This is a genomic window from Streptomyces rimosus (assembly GCF_008704655.1).
Taxonomy (GTDB): Bacteria; Actinomycetota; Actinomycetes; order Streptomycetales; family Streptomycetaceae; genus Streptomyces; species Streptomyces rimosus.
Map to the genome: position 1 here is coordinate 5,604,705 of NZ_CP023688.1, position 19,236 is coordinate 5,623,940.

At 72.7% G+C, this 19,236-nt stretch carries 13 protein-coding genes and 1 tRNA gene; 7 read left to right on the forward strand and 7 right to left on the reverse strand.

From position 1 onward, the window contains the following. Positions 1–58: 58 nt before the first annotated feature. From glmU to CP984_RS24340, 3 genes are all read right to left on the reverse strand, one after another. Positions 59–1,516: a bifunctional UDP-N-acetylglucosamine diphosphorylase/glucosamine-1-phosphate N-acetyltransferase GlmU gene (gene glmU, locus CP984_RS24330; RefSeq protein ID WP_003984390.1), complete on the reverse strand. Its 1,458-nt coding sequence runs from the start codon at positions 1,514–1,516 to the stop codon at positions 59–61. A gap of 108 nt (positions 1,517–1,624) precedes the next feature. Further along, a tRNA-Gln gene (locus CP984_RS24335) sits at positions 1,625–1,698 on the reverse strand. Positions 1,699–1,704: 6 nt separating this feature from the next. Next, on the reverse strand, positions 1,705–2,568 hold the full coding sequence (locus CP984_RS24340; RefSeq protein ID WP_030181286.1) for a hypothetical protein: 864 nt from the start codon (positions 2,566–2,568) through the stop codon (positions 1,705–1,707). A gap of 156 nt (positions 2,569–2,724) precedes the next feature. Here CP984_RS24340 and CP984_RS24345 point away from each other — a divergent pair, with 156 nt between their 5' ends. Further along, positions 2,725–4,221: a sensor histidine kinase gene (locus CP984_RS24345; RefSeq protein ID WP_078575450.1), complete on the forward strand. Its 1,497-nt coding sequence runs from the start codon at positions 2,725–2,727 to the stop codon at positions 4,219–4,221. Positions 4,222–4,311: 90 nt separating this feature from the next. Here CP984_RS24345 and CP984_RS24350 read toward each other — a convergent pair whose 3' ends face one another. Together CP984_RS24350 and CP984_RS24355 are read right to left on the reverse strand one after the other, a co-directional pair. After that, on the reverse strand, positions 4,312–4,896 hold the full coding sequence (locus CP984_RS24350; protein WP_003984392.1) for an SUKH-3 domain-containing protein: 585 nt from the start codon (positions 4,894–4,896) through the stop codon (positions 4,312–4,314). A gap of 8 nt (positions 4,897–4,904) precedes the next feature. Then, positions 4,905–5,417 carry a YwqJ-related putative deaminase gene (locus tag CP984_RS24355; protein ID WP_003984393.1) on the reverse strand — a complete coding sequence of 171 codons (513 nt, stop codon included), beginning with the start codon at positions 5,415–5,417 and terminating at the stop codon, positions 4,905–4,907. A 343-nt stretch (positions 5,418–5,760) separates the two neighbouring features. Between CP984_RS24355 and CP984_RS24360 the strand changes: the two genes are divergently transcribed. From CP984_RS24360 to CP984_RS24375, 4 genes are all read left to right on the forward strand, one after another. Further along, positions 5,761–6,768: an SMI1/KNR4 family protein gene (locus CP984_RS24360; protein WP_030181283.1), complete on the forward strand. Its 1,008-nt coding sequence runs from the start codon at positions 5,761–5,763 to the stop codon at positions 6,766–6,768. A 6-nt stretch (positions 6,769–6,774) separates the two neighbouring features. Continuing rightward, positions 6,775–9,510: an SUKH-4 family immunity protein gene (locus CP984_RS24365; RefSeq protein WP_030181281.1), complete on the forward strand. Its 2,736-nt coding sequence runs from the start codon at positions 6,775–6,777 to the stop codon at positions 9,508–9,510. 174 nt (positions 9,511–9,684) lie between these two features. After that, positions 9,685–10,644 (forward strand): LCP family protein, encoded by a 960-nt coding sequence (locus CP984_RS24370; protein ID WP_003986365.1) that lies wholly within the window; start codon positions 9,685–9,687, stop codon positions 10,642–10,644. Between the two features lie 174 nt (positions 10,645–10,818). Further along, positions 10,819–11,907: a coiled-coil domain-containing protein gene (locus CP984_RS24375; protein ID WP_003986364.1), complete on the forward strand. Its 1,089-nt coding sequence runs from the start codon at positions 10,819–10,821 to the stop codon at positions 11,905–11,907. Positions 11,908–11,991: 84 nt separating this feature from the next. Here CP984_RS24375 and CP984_RS24380 read toward each other — a convergent pair whose 3' ends face one another. Next, a complete protein-coding gene (locus CP984_RS24380) occupies positions 11,992–13,503 on the reverse strand; it encodes an MFS transporter (RefSeq protein WP_003986363.1) in 1,512 nt (503 codons plus the stop codon). Positions 13,504–14,123: 620 nt separating this feature from the next. Here CP984_RS24380 and mfd point away from each other — a divergent pair. Both mfd and CP984_RS41430 read left to right on the forward strand, forming a co-directional pair. Further along, positions 14,124–17,660, forward strand: a complete 3,537-nt coding sequence (gene mfd, locus CP984_RS24385) for a transcription-repair coupling factor (protein ID WP_003986361.1) — start codon at positions 14,124–14,126, stop codon at positions 17,658–17,660. Positions 17,661–18,477: 817 nt separating this feature from the next. Further along, positions 18,478–18,615, forward strand: coding sequence for a hypothetical protein (locus CP984_RS41430; protein ID WP_003986357.1), 138 nt, complete (start codon positions 18,478–18,480; stop codon positions 18,613–18,615). A 21-nt stretch (positions 18,616–18,636) separates the two neighbouring features. Here the strand turns inward: CP984_RS41430 and cpt are convergent, their stop codons facing one another. Further along, a complete protein-coding gene (cpt, locus tag CP984_RS24395; protein ID WP_003986356.1) occupies positions 18,637–19,206 on the reverse strand; it encodes a chloramphenicol phosphotransferase CPT in 570 nt (189 codons plus the stop codon). Positions 19,207–19,236 lie beyond the last annotated feature (30 nt).

The following is a 19,236-nucleotide window of genomic DNA, read 5'->3' on the forward strand; positions in this document are numbered from 1 at the left end:
CGAATCCTGTTTGCGTGCACTTATCACGGTACGCCCCGCACGGCGCACCCGAGCACGATCACTGCTCGCCGTCGGACTCCTGGCCAGCAGCAGACGCAGCCTGCGCGGCGGCGCTTCCGGGACGCTTACGGGCGACCCAACCCTCGATATTCCGCTGCTGGCCGCGCGCGACCGCCAGCGAACCCGGGGGCACATCCTTGGTGATCACCGAGCCGGCAGCGGTGTACGCGCCGTCCCCGACCGTGACAGGAGCCACAAACATGTTGTCCGAGCCGGTCTTGCAGTGCGACCCGACCGTCGTGTGGTGCTTCGACTCACCGTCGTAGTTCACGAAGACACTCGCCGCGCCGATATTGGTGAACTCACCGATCGTGGCGTCACCCACATACGACAGATGCGGCACCTTCGTGCCCTCACCGATCGTCGCGTTCTTCATCTCCACATACGTACCGGCCTTCGCCTTCGGGCCCAGATCCGTACCCGGACGCAGATACGCGTACGGACCCACACTCGCCCCCGGACCGACCTTCGCACCGTCCGCGACCGTGAACGACACCGACGCGCCCTCACCGACCGACGTGTCCTTCAGCCGCGAATCCGGACCCACCTCGGCGTGCGCCGCCACATGCGTCGCACCCAGCAACTGCGTACCCGGGTGCACCGTGGCGTCCGCCTCGAACGTCACCGACACATCCACCCACGTCGTCGCCGGATCCACGACCGTCACACCGTCCAGCATCGCCCGGTGCAACAGCCGCTCGTTCAGCAGCCGGCGCGCCTCCGCCAGCTGCACACGGTTGTTGATGCCCAGGATCTCCCGGTGATCATCCGCCACCGCGGCGCCCACCCGGTGCCCGGCCTCCCGCAGAATCCCCAGCACATCGGTGAGGTACTCCTCACCCTGGCTGTTGTCCGTACGCACCTTCCCCAGCGCGTCCGTCAGCAGCTGCGCGTCGAACGCGAACACCCCGGAGTTGATCTCCCGGATCGCGCGCTGCGCGTCCGTCGCGTCCTTGTGCTCCACGATCTCGGTGACCGCGCCGGTGTTCTCGTCCCGCACGATCCGGCCGTACCCCGTCGAGTCCGGCACCTCGGCCGACAGCACCGTGACGGCGTTGCCGTCCGCGGCATGGGTGTCACCGAGCTTCTTGAGGGTCTCGCCGGTCAGCAGCGGAGTGTCGCCGCACACGACGATCACGGTGCCGTCGAGGGTGACACCGCTGTTGCCCAGCTCCTCCAGACCCATGCGGACGGCATGGCCGGTGCCGTTCTGCTCGTGCTGCACCGCGGTGCGCACATCCGGGTCGATCTCGGCGAGATGCCCGCCGACCTGCTCACGGGCGTGACCGACGACCACGACGAGGTGCTCGGGGTCCAGCTCTCGGGAGGCGGCGACGACATGCCCCACGAGGGAGCGTCCGCAGATCGCGTGCAGAACCTTGGGGGTCGACGACTTCATGCGGGTGCCCTCACCCGCTGCGAGAACGACGACGGCGGCCGGGCGGTTGGCGCTCACGGGATGCCCTTCGGCTTCTTCGGGTGGTGGACACCCGAAGGATACCGGTGCGGTTTGCGGGCGAAACGCGGGCGGGTCCCGACCGGAGGTCGGGACCCGAACTTGGCATGGCTCCCGGGGGAGGACTCGAACCCCCATCTGCTGAACCAAAATCAGCGGTCTTGCCCTTAGACGACCCGGGATCACCGTTATGTCCGGTTCGCCTCCTGGCTGCCGCGGACGCCCCCTACTATGCCGTACCACCAGCCTTCGATGCGACGGTAGAGGTCGGCACTTTGGCGAACTCGGACCACGAGGCAGCCGTGGTAGCTCTCGCCCACGTTCTTGCGGACGGTCTTCGGATTGTGCTTCTTCAGCGTCGTCCTGGCGAAGGTGGCGACATCCACACCGACGAGATCCGCCCAGTATTGCTCGGCCCTGCCGACGTCGGCCGACTCGTGGATGTGGACGCGGAACTGCAGCCGCTCCGGCGCGACGTCGACCAGTGCGAGCCACGCGAGGAAGAGCCGGATCATGTTGGGATCGCTGTTCGTGAAAGTGACGCGTTCCTGGGGGCTGTGTGGCTTGCTCTTGGTGCCTTCGGACCAGTAGAGCGACACCCCGGCCACGTGGAGTTCGCGATCGCTCAGGCCCGCCATCTCGTCGGCCGCAGCGCGCTTCGTCCGCTGCCGCTCCTCCTCACGGCGGAGCAGCGTCGTCTCCCAGCCGCGCTTCGCGATGGCGGACGCCTGCTCGCTGCTGCGCCTCGGGGGCCTGGGCATGTCCCGGACCCACAGGGAGATGGAGCTCTTCGAGCAGCCCAGCTCGACTTGGATCGCGTCGTACGTCATCCCCCGCCCCCGCAGCTCTCGCGCCCGCGCCCGAAGGTCATCCTTCGCGTTCGGGCGGCGGGTCCAGTCCGGTGGGGGTTCGCCCTGGAGGAGGCGGTTGAGGATGTCGTTGTTGTGGATGTGGAGGCGGTCGCGGATCTGGCGGCGGCTCAAACCGTCGCGGCGGAGGGTGACGGCCTGGTCGCGCAGGGACTCGAAGTCCGCTTGTGTGTGGCGGTGCATGCGCTCAGCTTCGAGCCGGGCGCTGTACAAAGCTGTCGAAAATGTGGGCGATTCAACAGTTCGAGGGAATGCGAGCCGGTACCCGTCCGTAACGGTGCACTCGCGTGCAGAGCGCTCGACGGAAAAACGCGTGCGGGCGCCCGTAGGCTGGTCGGTATGACCGCAACGGGGGCAATCGAAGCAACGGGTGCCAGGGACGCGCCCGCCGGGCCGTGGTGGTGGCCACGGCGGCGGAGCGCCGTGCTGGACGTGTCGCTGGCCGTCGTCTCGACGCTGGAGACCGTGGTCGAGGGCTTGGACTTCGCCGGGGACGCCGGGCTGCCGTCGTGGACCGGGCTGCTGCTGGGCCTGGTCGTGGGCCCGGTGCTGCTGCTGCGCCGCCGCTGGCCGGTGGCGGTGGTGCTGGTCTCGATCGCGGTGACGCCGACGCAGATGGGCGCGCTGCTGAGCATCGTGGGCCTGTATTCGCTGGCGGTCTCGGACGTGCCGCGCCGGGCGCTCGGGCTGCTGGCCGGGATGTCGGTGATCGGGACGCTGGTCAGCAGCTTCTTCTCGCTCCGGCAGGACCTGCTCAACGAGCCCGGGTTCCGGCCGCCGACGTGGTTCATGCTGGTGATGGCGGTCGCGGTGGGGTTGATCGTGACGGCGCCGCCGGTGCTGTGGGGCCTGTATGTGGGTGCCCGGCGCCGCCTGGTGGAGAGCCTGCGGGAGCGGGCGGACGGGCTGGAGCGGGAACTGTCGCTGCTGGCCGACCGTGCGGAGGAGCGGGCGGAGTGGGCCCGTAACGAGGAGCGGACCCGGATCGCGCGGGAGATGCATGACGTGGTGGCGCACCGGGTGAGCCTGATGGTGGTGCACGCGGCGGCGTTGCAGGCGGTGGCGCTGAAGGATCCGGAGAAGGCGTCGCGGAACGCGGGCCTGGTGGGGGACATGGGCCGGCAGGCGTTGACCGAGCTGCGGGAGATGCTGGGCGTACTGCGGAACGGGGAGGGGGCGTCGGGCCGGTCGTCGGCGCCGGTGTCGGGTGAGCCGGAGCGGCTGGTGGCGGTTGCGTCCAAGGTGAAGGCGAACGCGGAGGCCGGGGAAGCGGCCTCGGGTGCGGACGCGCGGGCGGCGGGGCCGGTGGGGTCCGGTGGCGTGCGAGGTGCCGGGCCGCGGTCCGGAGCGCGGGTGGCGGAGGCCGGTGCCGGTGACCGGGCGCGGGGCGGTGCCGCGGTGGTGACGGCGGAGCCGGAGGGTGGCGAGGGGCCGTCGCTGGCGGAGCTGGGTGATCTGGTGGGGCAGTCGCGGGCGGCCGGGATGGCGGTGGAGCTGTCGGTGGACGGCGCGGCCGTGGAGAGCGGTTATCCGTCGGGGGTGGAGCAGACGGTGTACCGGGTGGTGCAGGAGGCGCTGACGAACGTGCACAAGCACGCGCCGGGCGCCCGGGCCCGGGTTCGGCTGGCGTATCGCGAGGGTGAGGTCGCCGTACAGGTGGAGAACGGCCCGTCGGCGGGCGGCGCGGTGGATGTCGGGCTGCCGAGCGGCGGTAACGGCCTGGTCGGCATGCGGGAGCGGGTGACCGGGCTGGGCGGGGTGTTCGTGTCGGGGCCGACGGAGGCGGGCGGCTTCCGGGTGTCGGCGGTGCTGCCGGGGCGGCAGGTGGAGGGGTGAGGGGGCTGAGGCGGCTCCGTTTCGTACGGGTCCCGTAGCCGCAGGAGCGGGTCCGGGGCCAGGAGCAGATCCAGGCTCGGCCCCGCCCCCTCAGTGCTCCTCTTCTCCCGTCCCTGAGCCGGAGTCCGCCCCCGCCGCGCTCAGCCGTACCGGCCGGACGCCCAGGACGAGGGTGTTCAGGGCCTGGTCGATGTCCGGGCCGAGGTACCAGTCGCCGGTGTGGTCGAGGCTGTAGACGCGGCCTTCGGCGTCGATGGCGAGGACGGCCTGGCCGCCGGCTTCCTGGCCGAGCGGGGCGACGTCCGTCTCCAGGGCGCGGCCGAGGTCGCCGAGGGTGCGGGCGAGGTGGAGGCCGTGCAGCGGGTCGAGGGTGAAGGGGGTGGGGGCGATGTGGCGGCCGGGCCCGGTGGGGTTGATGTCCAGGCCGCCGAACTCGGCCCACGCCTCGACGGCGGCGGGGAAGACGGTGTGCCGGTGTCCGGCGGGGGAGGTGTGGGTGCGCAGGGCGTCGGCCCAGTGTTCGGCCTGCTGCATGTCCCAGCGGCCGGGGCGCCAGCCGGCGTCCTGGAGGGCCGCGTCGACGGCGACGGGGAAGCGGGTGGCCGCGCTGCGGGAGTGGTCGTAGATCGGTGCGACGGGTGCCGCGGAGTCCGCGGACGGTGCGGTGGGGGGCATGGTGCTAATCAGCTCCCTGCGTGCGTGCCGATGGGCATGACGCCGAAGAAGGCGAGGAGGGCGTCGCAGGAGCGACAGGGGGGAGCGTAGCTGCCGTGCAGGGGGTCGCCGTCCTCGCGGATGTGCCGGGCGGTGAGTTTGGAGTGTTTCAGGGAGCGGCGGGCCTCGCCGTTGGTGAGGGGTTTGCGGGAGGCGCGTTTGCCGCGGTTGGCCTCGACGGCGGTCAGGTGGCGGCTCAGCAGGACGGCTTCGGGGCAGCGCCCGGTGAAGCGTTCGCGCTGGGCGGTGGCGAGCGTGTCGAGGAAGTCCTGCACGAGGTGGTGGAGCACGGGGGGCTGTTCGGCCTTGCTCGCGGTGCAGGTGAGGGTGCGTCCGCGTACGGACAGTGCGGCGCCGACGGTGGGGAGGATGCCGTCGCGGCGGTGGCGGAGGGCAGGCGGACGGTCGTCGTCGGCGGTGCCGCTCCAGCCGACGCGGGGGTCTCCCGTGGCGGCGGTCTTCTGGTGTGCCGTGGTGCGCATGGTCAGTGCTTTTCCCTCCCCGAATCCCCGGGACGCCGGAGGTCCCCCGCAAGGGTAGGGGGAGATCAGCCTGCCAAATGCCCCGGGTCTTGGGGAAGTCGGATGGGCTGTCGGTGATGTCACGGTTGTGTCCACGTCCGGTCGCGTTACGGGCACCGGTACGGGGGCGGGCGGCGGGTGGGTGCGCGGTGGGGGTGTGCGGTGGGGGTGTGCGGTGAAGTGTGCGGTCGGCGGCGGGTGTTGGGTGCGGGGCCGCGGGTGCCGGGCCGGCGTGCGCGGGAGAGTCTGTCGCGGCACGGCATAGGCTGTGCCCAGTAGCCGGAATCAGCCAGGGAGCACCGCCATGACGTCAGGTCGGCACGGGCTGGGGGCACCTCCCGGCCCTCAGGCCGCGGGCCACGCCGCACCACCGAACTCGGCCTATGCCGGGCAGGTCGTGCACTTCCCGGATCCGGTGCGGGCCGCCCGGTATCCGCGGGGTGTGCCGGTGGACGGGCGCGGGTTCCCGGACTTCTCGTCGTACGCGCGGGCGGCCGCGGAGATCGCGGAGCCGCCGGAGGGTTTCGGCGTGGACGAGCTGCGGCTGACGGACTATGTGTCGGCGAATGTGGCGCTGCACGCCGAGGGGCACGAGCTGTGGGAGGACGTGGCGCCGGTGGCGACGCCGCACGGCTGGACGTGGCACCACGTGGCGGGTACGCGGCGGATGGAGCTGGTGCCGGTCGATGTGAAGGCGCTGCTGCGGCATCACGGGGGGCTGGCGACGGCGTCGGTGGATCACGGCAGGCGCGGTACGCGGCCGTTGCAGGACACCCGGCCGGTGCACTTCGGGCTGCCGCACCGGGAGCTGTCGGTGGCGGAGGAGCAGGTGCAGCAGGCCGAGGAGTCGCTCGGGTACCGGCTGCCGGGTGCGTACCGGGCGTTCCTGAAGGCGGCGGGCGGCTGTGCGCCGGTGGGTGTGGGGCTGCACGCGGATCTGGGGCTGCTGGTGGACCAGCCGTTCTTCACGGTGCGGGACGAGGCCGCGATGAACGATCTGGTGTACGTCAACAAGTGTCTGCGCGATCACTTCACCAAGGACTTTCTGGGTGTGGGGTTCGTGCAGGGTGGGGTGATCGCGGTGAAGGTGCGGGGGGACGCGCCGGGTTCGGTGTGGTTCTGCGCGTACGACGACGCGCGGGACCGGGACGGCTGGCCGGTGCAGGAGCGGACGGAGCGGCTGCTGTTGCCGTGCGGGTCGGATTTCGACGATTTCCTCCAGCAGTTGGCGGGCAGTCCGCCGGAGCTGGAGACGGTGGCGAACCTGATGGTGGACGGCGGCTTCGCGCGTGCCGTTCCGGTGGAGGGGTGAGGCGCGGTGGTGACGTTCGCGCAGGCGCAGGAGCGCGCGGAGCGCTGGGTCAACGGTGACGTGCCGGGTCCGTTCCAGCGTGAGGTACGGGTGCGGGAGTTCGAGCTGGGGTTCGTGGCCTGGGCTGAGGACCGCGAGGGTGGTCCGAGGACGGATGGGGGCCGGGCCCGGCTGGTGATCGCTCGGGACAGCGGGGAGACGACGCTGTGGCCGGGGCTGCCGGTGGGTGAGGTGATCCGGCGGTACGAGGAGGAGTACGGCGCGGTGGCGGACGCCGTCCCGGCGGAGTCGCCGCCGCAGCGCATCGACCTGGAGGCGACGTCGTTTCTGCTGACGCCGCCGGAGTGGCTTCAGGAGGCCGCGGACCAGATCGGGCTGGCGGACCGGCGGTCGGGGCAGACGGCTGGGGGAGCGTCCGGGGTGTCGGGGGCTGCCTCGGTACGAGCCGAGCAGCCTGTACGGGACGAGCCGCCCGTATGGAACGAGCAGCCCATACAGGGCGAGCTGCCCGTGCGGGACCGGGTCCCGGACGGGGCCACTCCTTGGTCCGGTACGGACGTCCGGGCCGACGAGGGCGGTGACGACCGTTCGGTGGGGCTGCCGGAGACCGTCTTCGCGCCGCCGCTGGCCGGGTTCGACGAGCAGGACACGCCGCCGCCGAGCACGCGCCCCGAGGCGAAGACCGAACTGATCGCGGGCGGCAGCCAGTTGCCGCGGACGATGCTGGCTCCGGCGGTCGAGGAGCCGGGGACCGGCGGGCCGGCGTCGCCGCCGATGCCGTCGTCGCCGCCTCCCGCGCCGCCCGGCCCGCCCGCCGGGCCGATGCCGCCTGCCGATGCGGCCGGGCTGGCCGATCTGCCGCCGCCGTCCGGATCGCCGATCGCCGATGTGCCGCCGCCACCTGCGTATGCGGGCCCCGGCGGTGGGGCCGGTGCGCCGGGCGGTTCCGAGGGGCCGGGTGTGCCGCCTCCGCCGCCGTCCGGGCCGCCGGTCGGCGGGGTGCATGCCGCGGCGACGATGCTGGCCGACGGTTCGGCGCTGCCGGGGAACGCCGGTGGTCCGCCGCCGCCTCCCGGTGTGCCCGGCGCCCGTGACGAGGGCCGTGACCGTACGGACGCGGCGGCGCCGGGCGCCGAGGGCGGTGCCAAGGGTGCCGCCGCGCAGCCGCCTGCCGCCGCGCCCGCCGGCGGGTACATCCCGACGCAGCTCGTCTCGCAGCTGGACGCGGACGAGGTGGACCTCAGCGCGGTGGACGGCCCGGATGCGGCGTCCCCGAGGCCGGAGCCGGGCCCGCCCGCGCCGCCTTCCGGTGGTCCGGGCGGCCACGGCGCGTCCGGCGGTCCCGGCGGCGGTGTGCACGCCGCCGCGACGATGCTCGCCAGTGACGCCGTCCTCCGCCCGGAAACAGGCGGCCCCGGCGTGCCGCCGCCCTCCGCTCCGCCCTCGGCGCCTCAGGCCGCCCCGCCCGGACCGCCCGCCGCGCCCCCCGGCCCGCCGAGCGCCCCCAAGGCGTCCGGCTCGTCCGGCAAGCCGTCCGGTTCCGCTGACGCGGGCGGCCCGCCCCCGCCGCCGTCCGCTCCGCCCGGTGGCGGTGTGCACGCGGCGGCGACGATGCTCGCCGACGGCGCGGGCGGTCCGGCCGCGCCGGGCCCCGGCATGCCGCCGCCCGCCGTTCCGGGTCCGCCCGCGTCCGGCCCGGCCGTACAGCAGCCGCCGGGCCCCGGCTCGTACGGCTATCCGCAGGCGCCGTCCGGGCAGCCGACGGTGGGCCCCGGCTACATGGCCGTGCTGAGCTACCGGGCGCCGGACGGTTCGGAGCAGAAGATCGTGCGGCGTTCCGCGCCGGGTGCGCCGCATCCGGAGTGGCAGCTGCTGCACGAGCTGCGCGCCATGAACGTCCCGCCACAGCAGGTGGTGGAGCTGCACACGGAGCTGGAGTCGTGCGACCTGCCGGGCGGCTACTGCGCGCGGATGGTGCGGGAGACGTGGCCGCAGGTGCGGATCAGTCACACCGCGCCGTACGGGACGGAGCACGCGTCGCGGCAGCAGGGTATGCGTCATCTCCTGGCGCACCACGGGGAGTTGCACCAGGTGGCGGACGGTCCGGCGCGGCCGGCGCCGGTGCGGGTGCCGTTGCCGCATCCGTCGCAGGTGCAGCCGGTTCCGCCGGTGCCGCCGCAGGCGCTCGGGCAGGAGCTGGAGCAGTCCTTCGGGCCGCAGGGCGTCTTCCGTTTCGATCAGCGGGCGGTGTCCCGGCAGGGTGTGCCGGACGTGGTGGCGCAGACGCTGGTGTGGGCCGGGCTGCCGGTGGACTTCGGGCCGTTCTTCTGGGCGCAGGCGCAGCCGGGCCGTCCGGTGCCGACGCTGGCGGAGCTGGCGGCGGAGCGCGGGGTGCGTCCGGCGGCGGACGCGGGGTCGTACCTGGTGATGGGCAATGACTTCGGGCGTCAGCTGTGTGTGCAGTACGGGACGGCGCACATCGTGGCGGTGCCTCTGGAGGCGGGTCCGGGCGGTCAGCCTGCCGTGCCGCAGTTCGTGAACAGCGGGCTGCCGGAGTTCGTGCGCTGTATGGCGATGCTGGGCCGGATGTGGCGGCTGCGGTACGGGCTGACGCCGGAGCAGGCCGGGCGCTGGACGGTGGACTTCCAGGCGCAGCTGGTGGCGCTGGACGCGCCGGCGCTGGGGTCGCCGGAGTCGTGGTGGTCGGTGCTGCTCGAACAGATGTGGGACGGGCTGCTGTAGGCGCGGTTCACCCGGTGTGCCGCCGGTGGCGGCGCTCGACCTGCGGGACGGCCGGGTGACCATGATCCTCTGTATATGGGTCAGCCATCCTGGTCATCGCCGCCGTCGCCGGAGGGTACGTCGGCGCTGTACCGCGCCGGGCGGCGGGGCCGCCGGCCGCGCGGCCGGCGGCCGATGTCCTGGCCCAGGCGGATCGCGCTGGTGCTGCTGATCCTGGTGGTGCTGGTGGTGGCGGGCGGTGTGGCGCTGTACGTATGGGCGGGCGGCCAGGTGCGCCGTACGGACGCGCTCGCCGACTACTCCGGCAGACCGCCGTCCGGCAAGGGCACGAACTGGCTGCTGGTCGGCTCGGACAGCCGGCAGAGCCTGACGCCGGAGCAGCGGAAGCGGCTGCATGTGGGCAACGAGGAGGGCCTGAACACCGACACGATCATGGTGCTGCACCGTGGGGACAGCGGCCCGTATCTGGTGAGCCTGCCGCGGGACAGTTATGTGGCGGTGCCGGGCCACGGCCGCAACAAGGTCAACGTGGCGTTCGCCGAGGGCGGCCCGAAGCTGCTGACCCGTACCGTCGAGCAGGTGACGGGGCTGCGGATCGACCGGTACGCCGAGGTCGACTTCCTGGGCTTCGTGCAGGTGGTGGACGCGCTGGGCGGCGTACGGATGTGTCTGGACAAGCCGCTGAAGGACGAGAAGTCAGGGGCGGACTTCCGGGCCGGGTGCCAGGAGATGGACGGGGTGAGGGCACTGGCGTACGTACGGGCGCGTTATACGGACCCGGAGGGTGATCTGGGCCGGGTGCGGCGGCAGCGGCAGCTGATCGGCGCGCTCGGCGAAAAGATGCTCGGGGCCGGTGTGCTGCTGAATCCTTTCGCTCTGGTGCCGGCGCTGGACGCGGGGCTGTCGGCGTTGACGGTGGACCGGGCGGCCGGGGTGCCGGACCTGGCGCGTCTGGGCTGGTCGATGAAGAACATCGCGGACGGCGAGGGCGCGGCTACCACCGTTCCGGTGGCTCGTCCCGGGGTGGACCTGGGAGGTGTCGGAGATGTGGTGGAGTGGGACGAGCAGGGAGCACGGCGACTCTTTTGGGCTCTTCGCGAAGATGTCCCGATTCCGACTTCTGGCAACAATTAACGCATCCTGGAGCATTGAGAGGGGCGGAGTGTCGCGTAACGGTCGCTTCGAATCGATCCAGAAAGATGTGCGCACAAACGCGCCGCACGCCGGGAAGGGGCTTGAGGGATGAGTGCATCGGTTTCGCCTCACGGGTTCGAGATCGTACGAGGGCGTGGCTACCGTCCCGAAGACGTGGACCGGCGGGTGGAAGGGCTCTCCATCGACCGCGACTCCTGCTGGGAGCGCGCGGCCCGGCTGACGGTCCTCGCCAATGAGATGACGGCCGAGCTGGCGGAGCTGCGGGAGTACGTACGGCAGCTGCCGCCGCAGACGTACGAGTCGCTGGGCGACCAGGCGCGGCTGATACTGACGACCGCGGAGTCCGAGGCGGCGCGGCTGCGCAAGGACGCCGAGGAGGCGGCCGAGCGGGCGCGCGAGGAGGCCGAGGCGTACGAGCGGCAGATCACCGAGGCCACGGACCGGGCGGCCCAGGAGCTGCGCGACGAAGCCGAGGACTGGGCGCGGCGCCGGGTGGCGGCGGCGTGGTCCGAGGCGGACGGCATCGAGGCGGCGGCGGCCAAGGACGCCGAGCAGTGGCGGTCCGAGGCGGCGGAGGCGCTGCGCCAGATGGAGCGGCGTACGGCGCAGATGCTGCGGGAGCAGGAGGAGGAGCAGACCGAGCAGTGGGACGCGCTCGGCCGGGACCTCGCCGCGCAGGAGGCCGACCTCGAACAGCGGGTGGCGGAGCTGGAGGAGCTGGGCCGGGCCAAGGTCGCCGAGGCGGAGCGGTTCCGCGCGGAGGCCGAGGAGGCGGCGCGCCACCGCGACGAGGACGCCGAGGCGCGCGCCGCCGACCTGCTGGCGCAGGCCCGTGTCGAGGTCGAACGGATCGAGCGGGCCACGGAGCGGATACTGCGTGAGCACGCGGAGCGCCGCGAGAAGGTGCGCGAGCACATGACGCATGTGCGCAACACCCTCGCCGCGCTGACGGGCAAGGCCCCGGACGAGGACGATGCGGCCACGGAGGAGGACGCCGGGAGCGTCGAAGGCGCGGGGGCCACGTCGCATGCGAAGGGCGGCACGGTGCTGCTGGAGAAGCCCGGCGGTGCGGAGACGGACGGGACCGGGGCCGGTACGACCGAGGCCGGTACGGCCGGGGAGGCGGCGGCCGGTCCGGACGGAGCCGCTGACGAGGCGCCGTCCGACACGCGGGCGCCGGTGGACCCCGACAACGAGGACACCCTGGAGAACCAGCTGCCGCGCCCGCCCGAGCAGCAGTGATACGCGCCCTCGGGTGGACGGGGAGGGGCGCGGGCGCCGAGGGGCGCCGCATCCTTCCCCGGCGGCCGCCCTGACCGGGGGCTGTCAGCCCTTGAGGCCCTCGCCGCGCGTGTTCGGTACGGCCGTACCGGACGCCGCCTCCCCATGCACCGGGAAGCGGCGCGGTGCGAGTAGCAGCAGAATCAGGAACGCGAGGGCGGCGGCGACCGCGGCGCCGATGTAGACGTGTTCCACGGCGACGTCCACCGCGCGCCGCAGGTAGTCCGCCGCGCGGTCGGTGAGGGCGCCCGCGCGGGCCAGGGCGTGCGAGACGGAGTCCAGGTCGCCGGGCAGGCCGGGCCGGATGTCCGCGGGCGCGTCGGCCAGGCGGGCGTTGAGCGTGGCGTTGGCGACCGCGCCGAAGAGGGCGGCGCCGACGCACTGGCCGACCTGGCGGCAGAAGAGGATGGACGCGGTGGCGGTGCCGCGCTCCTCGAAGCCGACGGACGACTGCACGCCGATGATCAGCGGCAGCTGGAAGATCCCGAGGGCCGCGCCCAGCGCCAGCATGATCAGCGCGGGCTGCCAGGCGGCGCCCGGGTAGGGCAGCAGCGGGAAGGCGAGCAGGATCAGCGTGGCGGCGCCGATGCCGGTCATGGCGCAGGCCCGGATGCCGGTCCGGTTGTAGACGTGGCTGCTCAGGGCGGAGGAGACCGGCCAGCTCAGGGTCATCGCGGAGAGTACGAACCCGGCCGCGATCGGGCCCAGGCCCAGGACGGCCTGGGCGTAGGTGGGCAGGAAGACGGTCGGCGCGACCATGAGCAGGCCGACGGCGCCGAGCGCGAGGTTGACGGCCGAGATCGTACGGCGGCGCCAGACCCAGCCCGGGATGATCGGCTCGGCGGCGCGGCGTTCGATGACGACGGTGGCGGCGACGCACAGGGCGCTGCCGCCGAACAGCAGTAGCGAGGGCACGGAGAACCAGGGCCAGGCGACGCCGCCCTGGACGAGGGCGCTCAGCAGCAGGCCGCCGCTTGCGAAGATGGCGAGCGCGCCGGGCCAGTCGATACGGGGCCGCCGGTCGCGTTCGCGCGCGGGCAGCGACTCGCGGAAGTGCCGGATGACGAGCCACAGCGCCAGGGCGCCCACCGGCAGGTTGACCAGGAAGATCCACCGCCAGTCGGCGTACGCGGTGAGCAGGCCGCCGATGCCCGGCCCGGCAACGGCCGAGGTCGCCCACACGGTGGACAGCTTGGCCTGGATCCTGGGGCGCTCCTTCATCGGGTACAGGTCGGCGGCGATGGTGTGGATGGTGCCCTGGAGGGCGCCGCCGCCCAGGCCCTGGAGCACGCGGAAGGCGATCAGGGAGCCCATGTCCCAGGCGCCCGCGCACAGCAGCGAACCGACGAGGAAGACGATCACGCCGGTGACCAGGATGGGCTTGCGGCCGAAGGTGTCGGAGAGCTTGCCGTAGACGGGCAGGCTGACCGTGACGGCGAGCAGATAGCCCGAGAAGAGCCAGGAGAAGACGGCGAACCCGCCGAGGTCGGCGACGATCTGGGGGACGGCGGTGGCGATGATCGTGGAGTCGAGGGCGGCCAGCGCCATACAGAGCATGAGGGCGGCGACGATCCTGCCGCGGTGGGTGGGGGCGGGGGTGTCGACCGCGGCCGGTGCGGGGACGTGTGGCGCGCGTACGGGAACGCCGGCTCCGGACGCCGACCCGCCTGCCGCGGATCCCGGCGCGGCCGATCCGGACCCAGGCGCGCCTGCTCCGGTCCTGGGCGCACCTGCCCTGGACCCTGGCGCACCTGCCCCGGTCCGCGGTACGCCCGCTCCGGCCCCCGGCCCTTCTGCCCCGGACGGCGGCTCACCCGCCCCGGCTATCGGCGCGCCGTCCGCCGCCTGCGCCGCCGCCTCACCCGTGTCCCGCCCCGCGTGCCCCGTGGATCCCGAGTGCCCCACGCGCCCTGGCTGCCCCGCCTGCCGCGCGCCGTCCCGTCCCGTTCTGCTGCGGTTCACGTGCCCATGCCCCCTCGGCTGTTCCGTGTACGTCACACCCTTCCACGCGGACGCGGTATCCGGAACGGCGCTTCGCGACGGGGCGCGGCCCGGCGGCCGTGGCGAGTGGAACGCGGGTGTCAGTGGGGAGTCGTACGCTTGTTGAAACCCGGCCCGTCACACGTGCCGGGCTGCTCGCGTTGTTCGTCTCACCAGGACGGGAAGCCGTAGATCTCATGAGCCTGACCGGTCTGCTCGACGCCGTTGTCCAGGACCCCGCGCTCGCCGAAGCCGTGCGGGCCGCGGGCGACGGCAACCGTCCCCATGTGGATCTGGTGGGCCCGCCGGCCGCCCGTCCCTTCGCCGTCGCCGCGCTCGCCCGCCGCAGCGGCCGTACGGTCCTGGCGGTGACCGCCACCGGCCGCGAGGCCGAGGACCTGGCCGCCGCGCTGCGCTCGCTGATGCCGGCCGGCGAGGAGAACGCGGTCGTGGAGTACCCCTCCTGGGAGACGCTGCCGCACGAACGGCTCTCGCCGCGCTCGGACACGGTCGGCCGCCGTCTGGCGGTGCTGCGCCGGCTGGCCCACCCCAGCCAGGACGACCCGGCCGCGGGCCCCGTCTCGGTGGTCGTGGCGCCCATCCGTTCCGTACTCCAGCCGCAGGTCAAGGGCCTGGGCGACCTGGAGCCCGTGAGCCTGCGGTCCGGTCAGACGGCGGACCTCGAAGAGATCGTGGACGGGCTGGCGGCGGCTGCGTACGCCCGTGTGGAACTGGTCGAGAAGCGCGGCGAGTTCGCGGTGCGCGGCGGCATCCTGGACGTCTTCCCGCCGACCGAGGAACACCCCCTGCGGATCGAGTTCTGGGGCGACGACGTCGAGGAGATCCGCTATTTCAAGGTCGCCGACCAGCGGTCCCTGGAGGTGGCCGAGCACGGTCTGTGGGCGCCGCCGTGCCGGGAGCTGCTGCTGACCGCCGAGGTGCGGGCGCGCGCCGCCGACCTCGCGGAGCGGCACCCGGAGCTGGGCGAGCTGCTGGGCAAGATCTCCGAGGGGATCGCCGTCGAGGGCATGGAGTCGCTGGCCCCGGTGCTGGTCGACGAGATGGAACTGCTGCTGGACGTCCTGCCCGAGGGCAGCATGACGGTGGTGTGCGACCCGGAGCGGGTGCGTACGCGCTCCGCCGACCTGGTGGCCACCTCGCAGGAGTTCCTCCAGGCGTCGTGGGCGGCGAGTGCGGGCGGCGGGCAGGCCCCCATCGATGTCGGCGCGGCCTCCCTGTGGGGCATCGCCGACGTCCGGGACCGGGCGCGCGAACTGGGCATGATGTGGTGGACGGTGAGCCCGTTCGCCGCCGGTGAGGAGCTGGACGGGGACACCCTCAAGCTGGGGATGCACGCCCCGGAGACGTACCGCGGCGACACGCAGCGCGCGCTGGCCGACACCAAGCGCTGGGTCGCGGACGGCTGGCGTTCGGTGTTCATCACCGAGGGGCACGGCCCCGCGGCCCGTACGGTCGAAGTGCTGGGCGAGGAGGGCATCGCGGCCCGCCTCGACCCTGAGCTGGGCGAACTGTCGCCGTCCGTCGTCCATGTCTCGTGCGGTTCGATCGACACCGGTTTCGTCGACCCGGGCCTGAAGCTGGCGGTGCTGACCGAGACGGATCTCACCGGTCAGAAGGCGGCCAGCAAGGAGCTGGGCCGGATGCCGGCCCGCCGCCGCAAGACCATCGACCCGCTCACCCTCCAGGCGGGCGACTTCATCGTCCACGAACAGCACGGCGTCGGCCGCTACATCGAAATGGTGCAGCGTACGGTCCAGGGCGCCACCCGCGAATACCTGCTGGTGGAGTACGCGCCCGCCAAGCGCGGCCAGCCCGGCGACCGGCTGTACATCCCCACCGACCAGCTGGAGCAGGTCACCAAGTACGTCGGCGGCGAGGCGCCGACGCTGCACCGCCTGGGCGGCGCCGACTGGACGAAGACCAAGGCGCGCGCCAAGAAGGCCGTCAAGGAGATCGCCGCCGACCTGATCAAGCTGTACTCCGCGCGGATGGCGGCGCCCGGCCACACCTTCGGCCCGGACACCCCCTGGCAGCGCGAGCTGGAGGACGCCTTCCCGTACGCGGAGACGCCCGACCAGCTCACGACGATCGCCGAGGTCAAGGAGGACATGGAGAAGTCCGTCCCGATGGACCGGCTGATCTGCGGCGACGTCGGCTACGGCAAGACCGAGATCGCGGTGCGGGCGGCGTTCAAGGCCATCCAGGACGGCAAGCAGGTCGCGGTGCTGGTGCCCACGACGCTGCTGGTGCAGCAGCACTTCGGCACGTTCACCGAGCGGTACGGCCAGTTCCCCGTCGTCGTCAAGGCGCTGAGCCGCTTCCAGACGGACACCGAGGCCAAGGCCGTCCTCGAAGGGCTCAAGGACGGCTCGGTCGACCTGGTCATCGGCACCCACCGCCTCTTCTCCTCCGAGACCAAGTTCAAGGACCTGGGCCTGGTCATCGTCGACGAGGAGCAGCGCTTCGGCGTCGAGCACAAGGAGCAGTTGAAGAAGCTGCGCGCCAACGTGGACGTGCTGACGATGTCCGCCACGCCCATTCCCCGTACGCTCGAAATGGCGGTGACGGGCATCCGCGAGATGTCCACGATCACCACCCCGCCGGAGGAGCGGCACCCGGTCCTGACGTTCGTCGGGCCCTACGAGCAGAAGCAGATCGGCGCCGCCATCCGGCGTGAACTGCTGCGCGAAGGCCAGGTCTTCTACATCCACAACCGCGTCGAGTCCATCGACCGGGCGGCGGCCAGGCTCCGCGAGATCGTGCCGGAAGCCCGGATCCGGACCGCGCACGGCCAGATGGGCGAGGCACAGCTCGAACAGGTCGTGGTCGACTTCTGGGAGAAGAAGTTCGACGTGCTGGTCTCCACGACCATCGTGGAGTCCGGCATCGACATCTCCAACGCCAACACCCTCATCGTCGAGCGCGGCGACAACTTCGGCCTGTCCCAGCTGCACCAGTTGCGCGGCCGCGTCGGCCGCGGCCGCGAGCGCGGTTACGCGTACTTCCTCTACCCGCCGGAGAAGCCGCTCACCGAGACCGCCCACGAACGCCTGGCGACCATCGCGCAGCACACGGAGATGGGCGCGGGCATGTACGTCGCGATGAAGGACCTGGAGATCCGCGGCGCGGGCAACCTCCTCGGCGGCGAGCAGTCCGGCCACATCGCGGGCGTCGGCTTCGACCTGTACGTCCGCATGGTGGGCGAGGCCGTCGCCGACTACCGGGCGTCCCTGGAGGGCGGCGTGGAGGAGGAGCCGCCGCTGGAGGTCAAGATCGAACTGCCGGTGGACGCGCATGTCCCGCACGATTACGCCCCCGGCGAGCGGCTGCGCCTCCAGGCGTACCGCGCGATCGCCGCCGCGTCCTCGGAGGAGGACATCGCGGCGGTCCGCGAGGAACTGACCGACCGCTACGGCAAGCTGCCCGAACCGGTCGAAAACCTCCTCCTGGTCGCCGGCCTGCGCATGCTCGCCCGCTCCTGCGGCGTCACCGACATCACCCTCCAGGGCTCCAACGTCCGCTTCTCCCCCATCGACCTCCGCGAATCCCAGGAACTCCGCCTCAAGCGCCTCTACCCCCGCACCATCCTCAAACCGGCCACCCGCCAGGCCCTGGTACCGCGCCCGACCACCGGCAAGATCGGCGGCAAGCCGCTGGTGGGGCGGGAACTGCTGGCTTGGGTGGGGGAGTTCTTGACGTCGGTTCTGGGGTGAGAGCGGGCCACCCACAGGGCGCGTACGACAGCCCCCGGCGGCTCGCCCGCGAATGGAGCCGGGACCCGGGGCGCTGGGAGGACCACATCCGGGCGCTTCTGCCCGAGTTGCGTGCGGCGACGGCGAAGATCTCGTCGTCGCCGGGAGGGCGGGTTCGCTACCCGCTCGGGGCGCGCTTCCGGTACGGGATGCCCCACACCCGCGCGCAGCAGGGGGAGAACTCCGACCTCTGCCCCGACATCGCGTTCACCGTCCCCGCGCACCACTACCGCGGGTGCGGGCCGGAGGCCGCGGAAATACGGCGTAACGCGGTTTGGCCCGTCTTCCGCCCGATTCAGGCATCTTGGCGGTGACCGGTAGGAGATATCGCTCTATCGTCGGGCTTCCCCGTGCGTCTCACGGGGTTTCCGGCCATCGAGAACTGGATGTTTCCACCGTGATAAGACCCCGCCGCGCCGCCCTGTCCGCCGCCTCCCTGATCACCGCGGCCCTGGTCGCCCTCTCCGGCTGTACGCCGGACGGCGGTGCGGACAAGGGCGGTGCGGCGAGCCCGTCCGCGACGGCCTCCGCCTCGGCTTCTGTTGCGCCCTCGCCGTCCGCTTCGCCGACCGAGAGTCCGAGCCCGAGCGCCACGCCGTCGTCCGCCGCGCCCACGCCCACGCCCGAGGCCGCCGAGCCGCCGGCGCGTAAGACGCACAGGACCGGCGGAGGATCGGATTCCGGTTCCGGTGGGTCGGGCTCGGGTGGGTCCTCCTCCGGTGGCTCCGGTTCCGGTGGGGCGTCCTCCGGTGGGTCCGGGTCCGGTGCCTCGGACGGGGTGATTCTCGCGCCGTCCGGGAACCACTACCGCCGCGGCCAGTTCTGCAAGAAGGCCCACCTCGGTCTGACCACGCAGGACGCCCACGGCGCCACCCTCACCTGCGCGATGCAGAGCGGGCGTCCGCACTGGCAGTGAGCCCCGCGGCCTGAACCGTCCTCACACCACGTGGGCGGCTATCAGCCGGGCGCAGGTGGCGGGGTCGGTGTCGGTGGTGTCCACCTCGATGTCGTAGGTGACGCCGCGGTGGACCAGCTCGGCCTGGGACGCCGCCATGCCGGTGACCCGGTCGCCGCGTGCGGCCTCGCGTGCGGCGGCGGTCTCCGGGGCGCAGCGTACGCCGACCCACAGCACCGACAGGCCCTTCAGCGTGCGGCGCCAGCGTTCCTGGCCTTCGGCGCCGCCGAGGAACACCTCGTCCAGGAGGACGCCGGTGCCCGTGCGGGCGATGGCCGCGACGCCCTCCTGCCAGTCGGTCTGCAGGGCGCGGAAGACCGGCCCGACGGTGATGCTGCCGTCGGGCGCGAGGCCGAGGCCGGGTGCGGTCGCGGACGCCTCCGGCGTGACCAGCGACCGCGGCAGGGACTCGATGAAGGAGTCGACGCCGAAGGTCAGCCAGGGCCGGGGGAGGAGTTCCTGCAGTTGCCGGATGAGCGTCGAAGTGCCGGAGCTGGAGCCGCCGTTCAGGACGACGACATCGGTGCGAAGGGGTGGGGAGCCGGTGGTCATCGGGACACCGTACGCAGCCGGGGCCGGGCC

Excerpts from the sequence above, each read along its gene's own strand:
- CP984_RS24345 (WP_078575450.1), top strand. The coding sequence starts at position 2,725 with ATGACCGCAACGGGGGCAATCGAAGCAACGGGTGCCAGGGACGCGCCC.
- CP984_RS24350 (WP_003984392.1), bottom strand. The coding sequence starts at position 4,896 with ATGCCCCCCACCGCACCGTCCGCGGACTCCGCGGCACCCGTCGCACCG.
- CP984_RS24340 (WP_030181286.1), bottom strand. The coding sequence starts at position 2,568 with ATGCACCGCCACACACAAGCGGACTTCGAGTCCCTGCGCGACCAGGCC.
- CP984_RS24370 (WP_003986365.1), top strand. The coding sequence starts at position 9,685 with ATGTCCTGGCCCAGGCGGATCGCGCTGGTGCTGCTGATCCTGGTGGTG.
- CP984_RS24360 (WP_030181283.1), top strand. The coding sequence starts at position 5,761 with ATGACGTCAGGTCGGCACGGGCTGGGGGCACCTCCCGGCCCTCAGGCC.
- CP984_RS24380 (WP_003986363.1), bottom strand. The coding sequence starts at position 13,503 with ATGCTCTGTATGGCGCTGGCCGCCCTCGACTCCACGATCATCGCCACC.
- mfd (WP_003986361.1), top strand. The coding sequence starts at position 14,124 with ATGAGCCTGACCGGTCTGCTCGACGCCGTTGTCCAGGACCCCGCGCTC.
- cpt (WP_003986356.1), bottom strand. The coding sequence starts at position 19,206 with ATGACCACCGGCTCCCCACCCCTTCGCACCGATGTCGTCGTCCTGAAC.
- CP984_RS24355 (WP_003984393.1), bottom strand. The coding sequence starts at position 5,417 with ATGCGCACCACGGCACACCAGAAGACCGCCGCCACGGGAGACCCCCGC.